Here is a 15,471-nt window from a genome sequence, read left to right as displayed (position 1 = left end):
CGGTCCCGCCGCTGCCGCCCTTTGGTTCGCTTGCCAACTGGCGACTTCAGGTCGGCCGGAGGGCCTTGGAGCCGAGGTCGAACTCGCTGACCTGCTTGTTCCGGTCGGAATCTGCCGCCGCGCGATGGTCAGTGGCCAGAACCACGTAGACGGCAGGCAGCACGAACAACGTGAACAGCGTGCCGATCGACATGCCGGCCACGACGACCAGGCCGATCGAGAAGCGGCTGGCCGCGCCGGCGCCGGTTGCGGTCAGCAGCGGAATCAGGCCGGTCACCATCGCAGCCGTGGTCATCAGGATCGGACGAAGACGAATGCGGGCCGACATCTCGATGGCCGAGCGGCGATCGAGGCGCTCGTTGACCTGGAGCTCGTTCGCGAATTCCACCATCAGGATGCCGTGCTTGGTGATCAGGCCGACCAGCGTAAGCAGACCGACCTGGGTGTAGATGTTCATCGTCGCCATGCCGAAGAACAGCGGGATCAGCGCACCCACGATCGCCATCGGGACCGAGATCATGATCACGAACGGGTCACGCAAGCTCTCGAACTGCGCCGCCAGCACCAGGAAGATGATGATCAGGGCAAAACCGAAGGTGATCGCGAGCTGGTTGCCTTCCTGCACGTACTGCCTGCTATCCGCGAGATAGTCGTGGCTGAAACCGGCCGGCAGCTTCTTTGCCTCGCCCTCGAGAAAGTCCACTGCCGCACCGACGGTAACGCCGGGCATCGGCACGGCCGAGAACGTCGCCGAATTGAGCTGGTTATAGTGGGTCAGCGAATTCGGGGCGGTCTTGGTCCTGACCGAAACCACGGTCGACAGCGGAAGCTGCTGGCCCGTGTTGGTCGTCACGTAATAGCCACCGAGCGACTGCGGCGAGAGCCGGCTGCTGCGCGGCACCTGCGGGATCACCTGGTAGGAACGGCCTTCGAGATTGAAGCGGTTGATGTAGTTGCCGCCAAGCAGAATCGCGAGCGTGCTGCCGAGGTTCTGCATGTTGACACCGAGATCCTGCGCCTTAGTGCGGTCGATCGTGACCTCCACGGTGGGCTGGTTGTAGGCGAGGTCGCTGTCGGAGACGATGAACATGCCGCTCTTGCGCGCAGCGTCCTTCAGCTTCTCCATCTGCTCGAACACCGTCTGGAAACCGGCGGTGGAATTGATCACCATCTGCACCGGCAGGCCGCCCGGTCCGCCCGGCAGCGGCGGCAAGTTGAACGCGAACGCCTGCACGCCCTCGATCTTGGAGAGTTCGGCCTGCACCAGCGGCTTCAGCTGGATCGACGAGCGCTTGCGCTCGTCCCAGGGCTTGAGCAGCATGCCGGCGATGCCGCCCTGCGGACCGTTGATGCCGTTGAGCACGAAGCGCAGGTCGGTCTCGGGGAACTTCTCGAATTCCTTGTCGAGCTTTTCACCGTAGAAATCGACGTAGTCGATGTTTGCGTATTTCGGCGCCTTGGTCACCGCGAACACGATGCCCTGGTCTTCCTCGGGCGCCAACTCCTTCGAGGTGTGCATGTAGAGGAAACCGACGAGGCCGAGGATGGTGATCGCGAACAGGCCCGTAATCGCCTTGTAGTCGAGCGAGCGATCGAGCCTGCGGCCATACCAGCGCGTCAGCGCGCCGAACACCTTGTTGACGCCCTTGGCGAAGCGGCCCTCCTCGGTATTCTTGAGGAGCACCGAGCACATCATGGGCGACAGCGTCAGCGCTATCACGCCCGACACGATCACCGAGCCGGCAAGCGTGAAGGCGAATTCGCGGAATAGCGAGCCGGTGAGACCACCGAGAAAGCCGATCGGCGCATAGACCGCCGCGAGCGTGATGGTCATCGAGATGACGGGACCGACGATTTCGCGCGCGCCCTCCACCGATGCCTGGACGGGCGTTTTGCCTTCCTCGAGATGTCGATGGATGTTCTCCACCACGACAATGGCGTCGTCGACCACAAGGCCGATCGCGAGCACCATCGCCAGCAGCGTCAGCAGGTTGAAGCTGAAGCCCAGCGCCAGCATCAATGTGCAGACGCCGATCATCGACAGCGGAATTGTGACGACCGGAATGATGACCGAGCGGAGCGAGGCCAGGAACAGGAAGATGACCACGATCACGATGATCACGGCTTCACCCAGCGTCTTTTCCACCTCGTCGATCGAGGATTGGATGAACTTGGTCGAGTCATAGGCGACCTTCATCTTCATCGACGGCGGCAGATTGCGCTCGAGTTCCGGGAACAGCGCACGCACGCCCTTGACCAGCGTCAGCGGGTTGCCTTGCGGCGTCGCGTTCACACCGATGAAGATCGCATGCTCACCATTGAAGGCGACGCTCGCATCCGTGCTCTGCGCGGCAAGCTCGACGGTGGCGATATCCTCCATCCGTACGAAACCGCCGTCCTTGGCCTTGACGATCATCTTCCTGAACTGGTTGACGTCGGTCAGGCTGGTGTTCGTCGAGATGTTGGAAACGATCAGATAGCCCTTGGTCTGGCCCGCCGCCGACTGGAAGTTGTTGGCTTGGATCGCCGCGGCGACGTCCGCCGACGAGACGTTGCGGCCGGCCATCTTCATGGGATCGAGCCACAGCCGCATCGCAAAGGTCTGGCCGCCCAGGATATCGGCCGAGGCGACCCCGTCGACGGTCGACAGCACAGGCTGCACCACGCGCGTCAGATAATCAGAGATCGCCGAGCCCGACAGCTCCTCGGAGGAGAAGCCGAGATACATCACGGCCGTGGTCTGGCCCGTCGTCTTGGTGACGATCGGGTCGTTGGATTCCTTCGGGATCAGATATTTGACCGAGTTCGTCTTGGCCAGCACCTCGGTGAGCGCCTGGTTCGGATCGAAGTTCAGCTTGATGTAGACCTGGATCGTCGAGGTGCCGAGCACCGAGGACGAGGTCATGTAGTCGACGCCTTCGGCCGAGGCGACCGCCTGCTCGATCGGCGTCGTGATGAAGCCCTGGATCAGGTCCGCGGACGCGCCGGGATAGACGGTCGTGATGTTGATGACAGTGTTCGAAAGCTTCGGATATTGCCGGATCGGCAGCACCATCGCCGCGCGCAGGCCGATCAGCAGGATCAACAGGCTGACGACGACCGACAGGACCGGTCGTTTGATGAAAATGTCGGTAAAGCGCATCGTGGCGATCTCGATTTTGATGTCTGAGCAGACGTGATCCGGCCGAGCCGGATCACGCGCTTGTATTGTCAGTAGCGCGGCGGCTGCGCCGGGATCTGCGGGCCAGGGTAGGCCGAAATCGCGACTGCGGCGCCCGATTGCAGCTTGAGCTGGCCGACCGCGACAACCTTGTCGCCCGCCTTCAAGCCCTTGACGATTTCGACACGGCCATCGACCCGGCTGCCGGTCTGCACGAAGGTGCGCACCGCGGAGAGGCTGGTCTTGCCGTCCTCTTCCTTCTTCTCGGTGATCACGAAGACGGAATCGCCGTACAGCGTGTAGTCGACCGCCGTCTCAGGCACGGTGATCACGGCCGGCTTGTCCGGCAGCACCACCGTGGTGGTCACGAACATGCCGGGCTTGAGGATCTTCTCCGGATTAACGATCGTCGCCTGCACGCGGATGTTGCGGGTGTCGGTCGAGATTTGCGGTTCGATCGTGGTGATCTTGCCTTCGAAGATGCGACCCGGATAAGCGTCGACCTTGAGCCGCACCGTCTGGCCGACCTTTAGGCTGCCGGAATCCTTTTCGGTCACCGTGAAGTTGGCCCAAAGCTCCGACAGGTCGGTCAGCGACACGATCGCCGTGCCTGCCGTCAGATACTGGCCGACCTCGACCTTGCGGACGCCGAGATCGCCGGCGAACGGTGCGCGTACCAGCTTCTGCGAGATCAAGGCTTCGGTCTTGGCGATGCCGGCCTGCGCCTGGTCATAGGCGGCCTGCGCGGCATCGACGGTCGCCTGCGGACCGAACTGGCGCGAAGCGAGCTGCTTCGCGCGATCGAGCGAGAGCTGCGCGACGGTCGCCTGAGCCTTGTAATTGGCGAGGTCGCCCTGCTCCGGCGCGTCGAACATTTGCACCAGCGGCGTGCCGGCTTCGACGCGCGTACCCGGTTGGAACTTGATCTCGGTGACGCGGCCGTTGACGTCGGCGCTGACGTCGACCTGGTGCACGGCGACGAGGCCGCCGACCGCGGTGAGCAGGTTCGGCACCACCTCGGACTTGGCCTCTGCCGCACTGACCGCGGTCGGCGGCGGCTTGTTGTTGGCGAAGAACTGCTTGATCATCTGGCCGCGGAAGAAATTGAACCAAACGAGGCCGCCCACCAGCGCCGCCAGGAGCGTGCCGACGATGATGAACCAGAGCACCGGCCGGACCGGACGCTTGGGAGCCTTGGTGTCGATCGGTTCGCCCGAAATCTTGTGTTCGGTTACGATGTTCATGTCATGCACTCTCTGCAATCGCCGTCTTGCCGGCATCCGCGGCCTGATTGTGGCCTAGATGCGAAGCAATTGCGGCGTCGTTAAGTCCGATACCCCTCAGGAGAAACTCACACAGCTGCCGCTCGAGGTCTTCAGCCTTGCCGTAAGCGAGGCAAGGCGTGGCCGGCAGCCTGGTCAGCGCTGCGGTCATCACCGTGTGATGCGCAAACCAGAACAGGTTGAGCGGGTCGCCGCTGAATGGCCGCGCGTCCCCCGCCGCAACAGCTCGCTCGAGCGAGGCGAGGAAGACCGCCCCGATCAGCGTCTCGATCTTGGCATATAGCAAACGGGCGAACTCGCCGTCATCCAAATGGCTGGTGGTCATCAGTCGCAGGCGCTGGGCCTCTTCCTGATCGGGCCCGTCGGCGATGTGGAGGAAATGCCCGACCATGCCGCGGATGACTTCAACCAGGGTGGCGGTCGAAGGCTCCCGTTCGAGCAGCTCCATCAGGGCCGGGTCCGCCTCGCATTCGTCGCTCAGGATCTCGGCGTAGAGCGCCGCCTTGGACGGGAAATGCTTGAACAGCAGCGCCTCGGAAATGGCAGCGGCGGCCGCCACGCTCTTGGTCGTGGTGCCGGTATAGCCGTGTCGGGAAAAGCAGCGCTTCGCGGCACCGAGGATCAATTGACGCCTCAGGTCGCTCGTCATACGCAATGAGCTCATGGTCGGTGAGTAACCACTCACCCACGTCAAAGTCAAGCACTATGTTGCATCGCAACCTGAGTGCGTTGTTAATTCAGTGGAAATTGACCCCGACTGCACGGCCTCCGTGCAGGACCTTACGGCCGGTGGGAATGGACGGGCCCGCCCTAGATCGGCTGGAAGCCGAGGTCGCCGCGAATCCGGTTGAGGATGTAAGTCCCGTCCCGGGTCGGCAGGATCCGCTCCAGGCTGGCGCTGTCGATCTTCATATTGGCAAAGCGCGGCCCGGCCGAGACGTCGTGGACGGCTTTGGCGAATGCCTCGACCTCGGCCATGGTCGTGATCGACTGGCTGTCCTTGATGCCGCAGGCCTTGGCGACGCCGACGAGATCGGCGGCGGCCGAGGTGTGGCTGGTCTGGCCGCCCGTTTCGCCATAGGCCTCGTTGTCGAGCACTGCGATCGACAGGTTCGCCGGCTTCTGCAGGCCGATAGTGGCGAGGCTGCCGAGGCCCATCAGCATTTCGCCGTCGCCAGTGATGACCAGCACCGGCAGCTTCGGCTGCGCCAGAGCGAGGCCCAGACCAATCATCGCGGCGCCGCCCATGCCGCCCCAGAGATAGAAATTGCGGGCGTGGTCGCCGGCTGCGCACATGTCGTTGGTCGAGGCACCGAGGCCGCCGATTGCGACGACGTCCTTGCGGTTCGCCAGCAGCGTGGACACCACCTGCCGGCGGTCGAGGAGATTGGCCTTGCTCATTTGGTGAAAACCTTGGCGCCGATCAGGCGCTGCGACAGGAGGACGGCGGTGGGCGTGAGCGCGTTGTAGGCTTGTGACGCAGCCGCTTCCAGCACGGCCGGCACCTCGGCAACGTGCGAGGCGCGCAACACCTGGACACCCGACAGCTCGAACACGCCCTGCGTGGTCGAGCCCATCGGCACCTGCCACGGATTGAACTCGCCCCACTCGCCGCGCATGGTCACCAGCGTGAGGAAGGGGAAGCGCAGAATCGGGATCAGCGACAGCATGTTGATGCAATTGCCGACGCCGCTCGACTGCATCAGCAGGACACCGCGCTGGCCGCCGGCCCAGGCGCCGGCGAGAAGCGCCACACCCTCCTCCTCCGTGGTAAGCGGAATGCCGCGCATGGTAGAGGAGTCCAGCACGCGCTGGATCAGCTTCGAATGGCCGGCGTCGGGCACATACGGCACCTGCCTGACATCGAAGCGTTGGAGCGTCGCGAAGATATCGTCGGGCCAATTCGGCGCCGTCGTGTCGGCTGCGTCAGCGCGGGCGTGCATTTTCCTGTCCGTTCGGCTAGCAGAGATATGCGACTGTAGACGGACGTGCGCCTTGGTCGAAACAACAATAACGGCATATCGGCTTTAACCGGTGGGAATAGCGGGATGAACGCAGATGCGAAGGAGTTGGCGGCCGGCTTCGACCTCGAGAAGCTGACGCCTGAGTTTTACGACGACCCCTACCCGACCTATCGTGCACTGCGGGAGAACGAGCCGGTCAAGCGCCTGCGCAGCGGCACCGTGTTCCTGACCCGCTACGACGATCTCGTCACCACCTACAAGAACACCAAATCGTTCAGCTCGGACAAGAAGCGCGAGTTCGCACCGAAATACGGCGACACCCCGCTCTACGAACATCACACCACCAGCCTCGTCTTCAACGATCCGCCGTCGCACACCCGTGTCCGCCGCCTGATCATGGGCGCGCTGTCGCCGCGGGCGATTGCCGGCATGGAATCCGACATCGTCAAGCTCGTCGACGGCTTGCTCGACGCCATTGCGGCCAAACGTGCTTGCGAGCTGATCGAGGACTTCGCCGCGTCCATTCCGATCGAAGTGATCGGCAATCTGCTCGACGTACCTCATGAGGAACGCGGGCCGCTGCGCGACTGGTCGCTGGCGATCCTCGGCGCGCTCGAACCCGTGGTGTCGCCTGATGCGGCCGCGCGCGGCAACAACGCTGTAAAAGACTTCCTTGCTTATCTCGATACGCTGGTCGCGCGCCGGCGCGCCAGGCCGGGCAATCCCGAACGCGATGTGCTGACGCGCCTGATCCAGGGGGAGGAGAGCGGCGAGCGGCTGACCGAGAAGGAACTGCTGCACAATTGCATCTTCCTGCTCAATGCCGGCCACGAGACCACCACCAACCTGATCGGCAACGGCCTCGTGGCGCTGGATCGCAATCCCGACCAGAAGCGGCGCCTGATCGGCAATCCCGACCTGATCAAGACCGCCGTCGAGGAGATACTGCGCTACGAGAGCTCGAACCAGCTCGGCAATCGCATGACCACCGAACCCGTCGAACTCGGCGGCGTCATGCTCGAGGCCGGCACGTCGGTGACGCTGTGCATTGGCGCGGCCAACCGCGATCCCGCGCAGTTCGCCGACCCTGAACGCTTCGACATCGCACGCACGCCGAACCGGCACCTTGCCTTCGCCACCGGCGCGCATCAATGCGCCGGCATGGCGCTGGCCCGATTGGAGGGGGCGATTGCGATCTCGCGCTTCCTGGCGCGCTTCCCGAACTATGCCGTGAGCGGCCAGCCGACGCGCGGCGGACGGGTGCGATTTCGCGGCTTTTTGAGCGTGCCGTGCGCGATCGGCTGAGGGCGCATACCAAAAATTGCGAAAACAACCCCATGCACAGTAGCCAACCTTTTGATTTTTCTGGGCAATCCCCGCCAGGCGACGACCAGCACTCCAATACCCTCTAAACCACCGTCCTGTGCTTGGTAATGCAGGTGCGCAGCACCTCGTCCATCGGCTTGCCCCACCAGTCGTTGGAGAAGATCTCGATCTCGGAATAGCCGGCAAAGCCCTGCGCTTCGACGGAGGCACGCACCGAACGGATGTCGATGACGCCGTCGCCCATCATGCCGCGGTCGTTGAGGATGTCCCTGGTCGGCACCAGCCAGTCGCAGACGTGGAACGCCAGCAGCCGATCCTGGCCGGCCCGCGCGATCTGGTCCATCAGTTCCGGATCCCACCAGATGTGATAGACGTCGAGCGCGACGCCTAACATGCCGCTGCGAGCAGGATCGAGCCGATCGCAGATGTCGAGCGCGTGCTTCGTCGTGTTCACGCAGGCGCGGTCGGCCGCATAGGCTGGATGTAGCGGCTCGATGGCCAGCGGCAGGTTTGCCTGTCTCGCATAGTCGAGCATCTCGGCCAGCGCCTCCTCGACCTGTCCGCGCGCTGCCGCGATGTCCTTCGACGCCTCGCTACCGGGCCGCGAATATTGCGGCAGGCCGCCGACGACGAGGACGATGCAGGGCGCGCCCAACGCCTTGGCTTCGTCGACACAACGACGGTTGTCGTCGCGCACTTCACTCCGGCGCGATGCGTCCGAGGTGAACATGCCGCCGCGGCAATAGCCTGACAGATCGAGACCGGCATCGCGCACCGCGCGCGCGGTACGGTCGAGACCGACTGCGGCGACCTGGTCGCGCCAGGGATCGATGGCGCGAATACCGTGCTTTGCACAGGCATCGATGATCGCGACGAGGTCACCCTGCTTGCGGACGGTCGCCGTGTTGAGCGACAGCCAGCGGTGGTCGGACGAGAAATCGCGCATCAGGATTCGATACCGTGGGTGGCGAGCACGGTCTTCATCCGCTGCGTCGCGAGTTCAGGATTGGCGAGCAGACCGGCCTTGTCGGCCAGACGGAACAGCTCGGCCAGATGCAGCGTGGAGCGCGTACTCTCCTGCCCGCCGACCATGGTGAAATGATCCTGATGGCCGTTGAGATACGCCATGAACACGACGCCGGTCTTGTAGAAGCGCGTCGGCGCCTTAAAGATATGGCGCGACAGCGGCACGGTCGGCCCGAGCACGTCGTGGAAACCGGCCTCGTCGCCGGCGGCCAGCCGCGACAGCGCGTAGGATGCTGCCGGCGCGATCGCGTCGAAGATGCCGAGCAGCGCGTGGGAAAAGCCCTGCTCGTCCCCGGCGATCAGCTCGGCGTAATTGAAGTCATCGCCGGTGTACATCTTGATGCGCGTGTCGAGGCGGCGGCGCATGTCGATCTCGCGCTGCTTGTCGAGCAGCGAGACTTTTACACCGTCGACCTTGGCGGCGTTTCCGTTGATGATGGCGACGGCCGTGTCCATCGCCCGGTCGAGATCCCCGGTACCCCAATAGCCCGTCAGCGCGGGATCGAACATGTCGCCGAGCCAATGGATGATCACGGGCTCGCGGACTTGCGACAGCACACGGTCATAAACCTTGGCGTAGTCATCCGCGTTGCGGCCGAGCTTGGCCAGCGCGCGGGACGCCATCAGGACGATGCGGCCGCCGACTTTTTCGACCGCCGAGATCTGCTCCTCATAGGCGCGGATCACGTCGTCGAGATTTTTGGCATCCTCGACCGCGAGATGATCGGTGCCCGCGCCGGAGAACACCAGCGCGTTGCGGCGCTTGGCGGCGCCGACCGAGCGCGTGATCAGCTCCAGCGAGGTCGGCCAGTCCAGACCCATGCCGCGCTGCGCGGTGTCCATGGCTTCGGCAACACCGAGTCCGAGGTCCCAGACATGTTCGCGGAAGGCGATGGTCTTGTCCCAGTCGACGGCGACGGAGAGCCAGGGATCGTTGTCGGCGAAGGGATCGACGACCGTGTGAACGGCCGAGAAGGCGATACGGTTCAGCGCGCCCTCGAGCTTTGCGGGGAACGTGCGCGAGGCCGCGAGCCGATAGGTCTCCATCGACCGGTCGGCCTTCGGCAGCTTGAGCGACAATGACGACATCGGCTGAACGGGCTTATTCATGCGTCCCTCCTCACGCCTTGATCGGGGCGACGTCGATCCAGCGCCGCTCCTTCCAGCTCTTCAGCGCGCATTCGGCGAGCTGCACGCCCTTGACGCCTTCGAGCAGCGTGAACTTGTAGGGCGCATCCTCGTAGACATGGCGGATGAACATCTCCCACTGCTCCTTGAAGCCGTTGTCGTAGCTGACGTTGTCGGGCAGCTTCTGCCAGTCGCCGTAGAAATCGTGCAGCCGCTTCTCGTCCGGATTCCAAACCGGCCTCGGGGTCGCCTGCCGCGCCTGAATCATGCAGTCGGTGAGGCCGGCGACCGCCGAGCCGAGCGTGCCGTCGACCTGGAAGGTGACGAGGTCGTCGCGATAGACGCGCGTCACCCAGGACATGTTGATGTGGGCGATGACGCCGCCCTTGAGCTGGAAGGTCGCGTAGGCGGAATCGTCCGCGGTTGCCTTGTACTTCTTGCCCTGCTCGTCATAGCGCTCGGGAATATCTGTCGTGCCGATGCACATCACGCTCTCGACCTCGCCGAACAGATTGTCGAGCACGTACCGCCAGTGGCAGACCATGTCCAAAATGATGCCGCCGCCGTCCTCGTCGCGATAATTCCAGGACGGCCGCTGCGCCTCCTGCCAGCCGCCTTCGAACACCCAATAGCCGAACTCGCCGCGCACCGAGAGGATACGGCCGAAGAAGCCGGAATCGCGCAGGAAGGCGATCTTCTTCAGGCCCGGCAGGAACAGCTTGTCCTGCACCGTGCCGTGCTTGACACCCTTCGAATTGGCAAGCTTGACGACTTCGAGCGCCTCCTCGAAATTGGTCGCGATCGGCTTCTCGCAATAGACGTGCTTGCCGGCATTGATGGCTTGGGTGAGAAGACCCGGCCGTGCCTGCGTGGTCGCGGCATCGAAGAACATGGTGTCGTTCTTGTCGGCCAGCGCCGCGTCGAGGTCGGTGGTCCAGCGAGCGACGTTGAAGCGTTTGGCGAGCGCCTCGACCTTCTCCGCGCTGCGGCCGACCAGGATCGGATCGGGCATCACGCGGTCGCCGTTCTTCAGGCGGACGCCGCCCTGGTCGCGGATCGCGACGATCGAGCGGATCAGATGCTGGTTGAGCCCCATGCGGCCGGTGACGCCGTTCATGATGAGACCAAGGCGTTGGGTGGTCATGCCGGATACTCCTGAAGTGATTTCGGCTGTTCGAGCGGGCGAAGCGCCGACCAGTCCGGATGGACCGACGTCGCAAAGCCCGCAGCATGAAGCGATCCCGTCAGGAGATCGCCGTTGTGAATGGAGAGCCGGATGCCCTGCCCGGCATCAGCGTAGAGATCGGGATGCGCGGCCGCGAAGGCCTGCGCTTCGGCAGAGGGCGTGTCGCCGAAGCCGTCGACATAATGATGGCCATTGCGCTCGGCATGGGTGACGCCGATGAAGGCGCCGAGCGCGAGATCCTGCTGCACGGCGAGGCCCGCTTGGCAGGTGAGGTCCTCGCCGGTCACGAAGAAGGTCTCGGCACCCGTCGTCCATTTTGCCGCGCGGGTCGCGTTGACGATGGACTTGTAGAGTCCCTTGCAGGATTTCGAGGAGATGCCGCGATAGCCGAGGGCCCGCGCCGCCGGGAAGGAGTCATAGGAGTCATCGGCCTCATCGATGATGAAGCCGCGCGCGGCCAGCGAGCCGAGCGGCGACTGCCGGGTCATGTCGCGCGGCATCGGCTGTTCGACATAGAGCAGGCGCGAGGTGATTGGACGCAATGCGGCTTCATGATCGAGGCGATCGACCAGAGCATGCAGCGCCTCGAGATCGGCGTACTGCTCGTTCGCGTCGAGCGTCACCTTATAGTCATGACCAAGCGCCTCGAGCGTCGTGCCGATACGTGCCAGGCGCGCCGCATCGGCTGATGGGTCACCCGAGAGCTTCAGTTTGAAGTACCGCGCGCCGGCGTTCTCTTGGACATCGGCAACGCCGCCCTTGCCTTCGACGACGTCGTCGAGGCCGACAGTATGCCTGATAGCCACACGCGGCAGCGGCTTGCGGTCGGCAAGAAACGTCGCGATATCCGCTTCCTTCAGATCAGGCGAAAGCCGCGCATCAATGCCGACGATATTGCCAATCATCCCATCGAAGAAGTTGGTCTCCGCGGCACGCAGCAGCGCATCGAGGATCGCCTTGTCGATCTCCGCCGGACCATAAGCCGCCGCGAGCGCCGGAATGTTTTTCTTCGCACATGTCGCGACCTGCGCGCCGATGCACGAGGCATGCAGATCGAACGCGGTCAGAAATTCCGTCTGCGCCAGATAAAGCCCGCGCGCGATCTCCAGCGACCGTCGCAGCCCATCGACCGTTTGCGCCGGCGACAGCTCCGGACGCTTGTCGAACCATTTCGGCACCAGCAGCTCGGCGCTGGCGCCGACCGCCGTGCCCCGGCCCTCGACCTCGATCTCGACCCGCACGAACAGCTGCGGCGTCGCGTCGATCGTGATGGCGCCAAAGCGGAACGGCCGGGCGAACTGCACGGGACGTTCGAAGAAGGCGATGTCTCGCAGCTTCAGGCGGGGCGGCATGGTCTTACAACGATATGAGGTGAGCTTGGTGCGAGCAGTATGGCCGCGGGCGACTCGCCTCTCCCGCTTGCGGGAGAGGTCGGCACGTTCCGGGCGATGCGAAGCATCGTCCCGTGCCGGGTGAGGGTTCTATCCTCTTGGAGGGTGTCCCATTGCGGAGACACCCTCTCCCCAACCCTCCCCCGCAGGCGGGGGAGGGAGCGTACCGTCCTTTTGGTTGCGCTCCGGAGTGATCGCATCGCCCTAATCCAATGCACCCTGCGAAAAGAAATGCTTACGGATGCGCTGCACGAGTTCGGTGAAGACAGGATCTGCCATCACATCCAGCGAGCGCGGGCGCGGCAGCGGCACGTCGTAGATCGCGGCGACCGCACCGGGACGTTCGGTCATCACGAGCACGCGGTCGGCGAGGAACACGGCTTCCGGAATCGAATGCGTGATCAGCAGCACCGTCTTCCTGGTCTCGCGCTGAATCCGCATCAGCTCGACATTCATGCGCTCGCGCGTCAGCGCGTCGAGCGCGCCGAACGGCTCGTCCATCAGCATGATTTTTGGGTCATGCACCAGCGCGCGGCAGATCGAGGCGCGTTGCTGCATGCCGCCGGAGAGCTGCCAGGGCAGTTTCTTCTCGAAGCCTTCGAGCCCGACCATCTTCAACAGCGCCTTGGCGCGATCGAGATATTTTTGTCGCGGCAGCCGCTTCATGTCGATCGGCAGCATCACGTTGGACAGGATGTTGCGCCACGGCAGCAGCAGAGCGTTCTGGAAGACGATGCCGACATTGCCATGTGGCTTCGTCACCTTCTCGCCCTCGACCAGGATCTCGCCTGACGTCGGCGGCAGCAGACCGGAGATCAGCTTCAGCAGTGTGGACTTGCCGCAGCCGCTCGGGCCGACCACGACAAAGAACTCGCCGTCATTGATGTGGAAGTCGAGCGGACGCAGCGACGGCACGTCGCCGTCGCGCGTCCGGTAGGTCTTGGACACGCCGGATAGCTTGATGCCCGACGCCTCGCCGGCAGCCCGGTCGCTCACCAGTCTCAGATGGGCGGCCGGCTGCGCGGTTTCACTCATGGCTGTCGCAGGTTTCACGAGCCGCTCTTCGGCAGATAATCGTTGGTGTAGAAGGCCTTCGGGTTCTCCTTGGCCTTGGCATCGAGCCCGCCATATTCGACCAGCAGATTGACGGTATCGGTCATGTTCTGGTCGGTGACCTGGAACGGCCGCTTGCCCTTGGTCTCAGCGGTCCGGTACAGCGGAATGGTCAGCTCGAAGCCCTGCGTCAGCGTGTCGATCTTGCCGCCCTTGGGATTGGCATCGAGGATCGACTGCGCCGCGGCCTTCGGCTCCTTCTCCGCGGCTTCCACCGCCTTGGTCGTCGCCGACATAAAGCGGCGGACGAGGTCGGCATTGGCCTTTACATAGTCGGTGTTGGCGATGATGCCGGACGAAACCATGTTGATGCCGTAGTCGGCGAACTTGATCGGGTAGACGTCCTTGCCGGTGGCGTCCTTGATCTTCATCGACTGGTCCATGACATAGCCGAGCAGGAGATCAGCCTGGCCGTTGATGACGGCGTTGAGCTTGGTCTGGCCGTCGCCGGCAACGGTTTTGAAGTCGCTCTCCTTCAGCCCGGTCTTCTTCAGGAACAGCGGCCAGATCTGGGTCATGGAGTCCGCCGGCGTGATTGCCACCGTCTTGCCCTTGATGTCCTCGGGCTTCCTGATGTTCTTGTCGACGAAGCCCATGGCGGACATCGGGCTGGTTTGCAGCAGCACCCCGGTCGCAACCACGGGCGCGCCCTTGATCGCGGCGCGCATCATGGTGGGGACGTCGACATAGCCGAAATCGGCGGTCTTGGCGGCGACGGCCTGCGTGGTCGCAGCCGAGCCACGGCCTTCCTGGATCTCGAGGTCGATGCCCTCGGCCGCGTAGATGCCCTTGGCCTTGCCGTAATAGAACGGCGCGTGCTCGCCATAGACGTACCAGTTGAGCATCAGCACGACCTTGTCGGCCGCCTGCGCGGGCGCAATTGCAAACGCCATCACCACCGCTGAGACAGCCCCGATTAACCGCTTCATCATCACTCTCCCTTGTCGTTTGTTGCGTCGGCCGTTAGTGGCCGTTCGTTGCTTTAGTCAGGATGCGAAAATCACATCCTCGCGCTGGCTGACATGCCAGGGAATGACCAGCTTCTCGATCCGGTCGACGATCCAGAACAGGATCACGCCGAGCAGCGCGAGGATGACCAGGGCTGCGAACATCGTCGGCAGGTCGAAGGTACCGATCGAGCGCTGCATCACGTAACCGATGCCGGAATTGGACCCGACGAACTCGCCGACGACGGCGCCGACCACGGCGAGCGTCACCGACACCTTGAGGCCTGAGAAGATCGCCGGCAGCGCGTGCGGCAGGTTCACGGCACGGAACACCTGGAAGCGGCTGCCCTGCATGGCGCGGGCGAGGTCGACCATGTCAGGATCGACCGATTTGAAGCCCTGCACGGCCGAGACCACCACGGGAAAGAAGCCGAGCAGGAACGCCGAGATCACTTTCGGAATGATGCCGAAGCCGAACCAGACCACGAACAGCGGTGCAATCGCGATCTTCGGCACGGATTGCGAGAACACCAGCAGTGGATAGACATAACTCTCCACCGTCTTCGAGCCCGCAATCAACATCGCGATCGGAATGCCGAACAGTGCCGACAGCAGGAAGCCGCATACGGTCGCATAGGTGGTCGGCCATGACTGGCGCAGCAGTTCCGGCCATTCGGTGCGCAGCACGGCAATGACATCGAGGGGCGACGGGATCTGATAGGCGGGGATTTTGAACAGCCGGATGGCGAGATCCCAGGCAACGACGATGAAGACCAGGAACAAGAACGGCCGGATCCAGGCCGCATTCAGCATCCTGGACACTACACCTTGCTGCTTCAGCTCGGCCAATTTTCACTCCCGGCAGTCTTCTTCGTTGCCCGGAGAAATTAACCCGTTGGATAAATACTGTCCAGAGCTTTCCGTGTGACGTTTTGCGGCGGTTCCGG

At 63.5% G+C, this 15,471-nt stretch carries 13 protein-coding genes; 1 reads left to right on the top strand and 12 read right to left on the bottom strand.

Annotated features, from left to right (window positions below; genetic code table 11):
- Positions 1 to 46: 46 nt before the first annotated feature.
- From IVB24_RS15470 to IVB24_RS15450, 5 genes are all read right to left on the bottom strand, one after another.
- Positions 47 to 3,142, bottom strand: a complete 3,096-nt coding sequence (locus IVB24_RS15470; protein WP_094975360.1) for a MexW/MexI family multidrug efflux RND transporter permease subunit — start codon at positions 3,140 to 3,142, stop codon at positions 47 to 49.
- 68 nt (positions 3,143 to 3,210) lie between these two features.
- Positions 3,211 to 4,404 (bottom strand): efflux RND transporter periplasmic adaptor subunit, encoded by a 1,194-nt coding sequence (locus IVB24_RS15465; RefSeq protein WP_247773553.1) that lies wholly within the window; start codon positions 4,402 to 4,404, stop codon positions 3,211 to 3,213.
- Position 4,405: 1 nt separating this feature from the next.
- Positions 4,406 to 5,107 (bottom strand): TetR/AcrR family transcriptional regulator, encoded by a 702-nt coding sequence (locus IVB24_RS15460; RefSeq protein WP_094975362.1) that lies wholly within the window; start codon positions 5,105 to 5,107, stop codon positions 4,406 to 4,408.
- 146 nt (positions 5,108 to 5,253) lie between these two features.
- Positions 5,254 to 5,844, bottom strand: a complete 591-nt coding sequence (locus tag IVB24_RS15455; protein WP_094975363.1) for a thiamine pyrophosphate-dependent enzyme — start codon at positions 5,842 to 5,844, stop codon at positions 5,254 to 5,256.
- Complete coding sequence (locus IVB24_RS15450; RefSeq protein WP_247773551.1) at positions 5,841 to 6,386, bottom strand: phosphonopyruvate decarboxylase; 546 nt, start codon at positions 6,384 to 6,386, stop codon at positions 5,841 to 5,843. The genes IVB24_RS15455 and IVB24_RS15450 overlap by 4 nt, the downstream gene beginning before the upstream one ends.
- Positions 6,387 to 6,491: 105 nt before the next feature.
- On the opposite strand from IVB24_RS15450, the gene IVB24_RS15445 reads away from it, so the two are divergent.
- Entirely contained in the window at positions 6,492 to 7,712 is a 1,221-nt protein-coding gene (locus IVB24_RS15445; protein ID WP_247773549.1) for a cytochrome P450, read from the top strand.
- Between the two features lie 103 nt (positions 7,713 to 7,815).
- Here IVB24_RS15445 and IVB24_RS15440 read toward each other — a convergent pair whose 3' ends face one another.
- The 7 genes from IVB24_RS15440 to IVB24_RS15410 form a co-directional block, all read right to left on the bottom strand.
- Entirely contained in the window at positions 7,816 to 8,679 is an 864-nt protein-coding gene (locus tag IVB24_RS15440; RefSeq protein WP_247773548.1) for a sugar phosphate isomerase/epimerase family protein, read from the bottom strand.
- The gene (locus tag IVB24_RS15435; protein ID WP_247773547.1) at positions 8,679 to 9,869 is read right to left on the bottom strand and encodes a dihydrodipicolinate synthase family protein; all 1,191 of its coding nucleotides are present in this window, start codon (positions 9,867 to 9,869) and stop codon (positions 8,679 to 8,681) included. The genes IVB24_RS15440 and IVB24_RS15435 overlap by 1 nt, the downstream gene beginning before the upstream one ends.
- Before the next feature lie 10 nt (positions 9,870 to 9,879).
- Positions 9,880 to 11,031: a Gfo/Idh/MocA family oxidoreductase gene (locus IVB24_RS15430; RefSeq protein ID WP_094975368.1), complete on the bottom strand. Its 1,152-nt coding sequence runs from the start codon at positions 11,029 to 11,031 to the stop codon at positions 9,880 to 9,882.
- A complete protein-coding gene (locus IVB24_RS15425; protein WP_247773546.1) occupies positions 11,028 to 12,425 on the bottom strand; it encodes a hypothetical protein in 1,398 nt (465 codons plus the stop codon). The genes IVB24_RS15430 and IVB24_RS15425 overlap by 4 nt, the downstream gene beginning before the upstream one ends.
- Positions 12,426 to 12,668: 243 nt before the next feature.
- Positions 12,669 to 13,499, bottom strand: a complete 831-nt coding sequence (locus tag IVB24_RS15420) for an ABC transporter ATP-binding protein (RefSeq protein WP_162308880.1) — start codon at positions 13,497 to 13,499, stop codon at positions 12,669 to 12,671.
- 14 nt (positions 13,500 to 13,513) lie between these two features.
- Entirely contained in the window at positions 13,514 to 14,506 is a 993-nt protein-coding gene (locus tag IVB24_RS15415; protein ID WP_247774106.1) for an ABC transporter substrate-binding protein, read from the bottom strand.
- A 57-nt stretch (positions 14,507 to 14,563) separates the two neighbouring features.
- Positions 14,564 to 15,373 carry an ABC transporter permease gene (locus IVB24_RS15410; protein WP_140477804.1) on the bottom strand — a complete coding sequence of 270 codons (810 nt, stop codon included), beginning with the start codon at positions 15,371 to 15,373 and terminating at the stop codon, positions 14,564 to 14,566.
- Positions 15,374 to 15,471 lie beyond the last annotated feature (98 nt).

The sequence above is a fragment of the Bradyrhizobium sp. 192 genome, assembly GCF_023100965.1.
Classification (GTDB): Bacteria; Pseudomonadota; Alphaproteobacteria; order Rhizobiales; family Xanthobacteraceae; genus Bradyrhizobium; species Bradyrhizobium symbiodeficiens.
The sequence above is the reverse complement of the archived record's forward strand: the minus strand, read 5'-3'. Positions and strand labels throughout refer to the sequence as shown.

What these genes read in the sequence shown, in the direction of transcription:
- IVB24_RS15470 (WP_094975360.1), bottom strand. Translation starts at nt 3,142, where the DNA reads ATGCGCTTTACCGACATTTTCATCAAACGACCGGTCCTGTCGGTCGTC.
- IVB24_RS15465 (WP_247773553.1), bottom strand. Translation starts at nt 4,404, where the DNA reads ATGAACATCGTAACCGAACACAAGATTTCGGGCGAACCGATCGACACC.
- IVB24_RS15460 (WP_094975362.1), bottom strand. Translation starts at nt 5,107, where the DNA reads ATGAGCTCATTGCGTATGACGAGCGACCTGAGGCGTCAATTGATCCTC.
- IVB24_RS15455 (WP_094975363.1), bottom strand. Translation starts at nt 5,844, where the DNA reads ATGAGCAAGGCCAATCTCCTCGACCGCCGGCAGGTGGTGTCCACGCTG.
- IVB24_RS15450 (WP_247773551.1), bottom strand. Translation starts at nt 6,386, where the DNA reads ATGCACGCCCGCGCTGACGCAGCCGACACGACGGCGCCGAATTGGCCC.
- IVB24_RS15445 (WP_247773549.1), top strand. Translation starts at nt 6,492, where the DNA reads ATGAACGCAGATGCGAAGGAGTTGGCGGCCGGCTTCGACCTCGAGAAG.
- IVB24_RS15440 (WP_247773548.1), bottom strand. Translation starts at nt 8,679, where the DNA reads ATGCGCGATTTCTCGTCCGACCACCGCTGGCTGTCGCTCAACACGGCG.
- IVB24_RS15435 (WP_247773547.1), bottom strand. Translation starts at nt 9,869, where the DNA reads ATGAATAAGCCCGTTCAGCCGATGTCGTCATTGTCGCTCAAGCTGCCG.
- IVB24_RS15430 (WP_094975368.1), bottom strand. Translation starts at nt 11,031, where the DNA reads ATGACCACCCAACGCCTTGGTCTCATCATGAACGGCGTCACCGGCCGC.
- IVB24_RS15425 (WP_247773546.1), bottom strand. Translation starts at nt 12,425, where the DNA reads ATGCCGCCCCGCCTGAAGCTGCGAGACATCGCCTTCTTCGAACGTCCC.
- IVB24_RS15420 (WP_162308880.1), bottom strand. Translation starts at nt 13,499, where the DNA reads ATGAGTGAAACCGCGCAGCCGGCCGCCCATCTGAGACTGGTGAGCGAC.
- IVB24_RS15415 (WP_247774106.1), bottom strand. Translation starts at nt 14,506, where the DNA reads ATGAAGCGGTTAATCGGGGCTGTCTCAGCGGTGGTGATGGCGTTTGCA.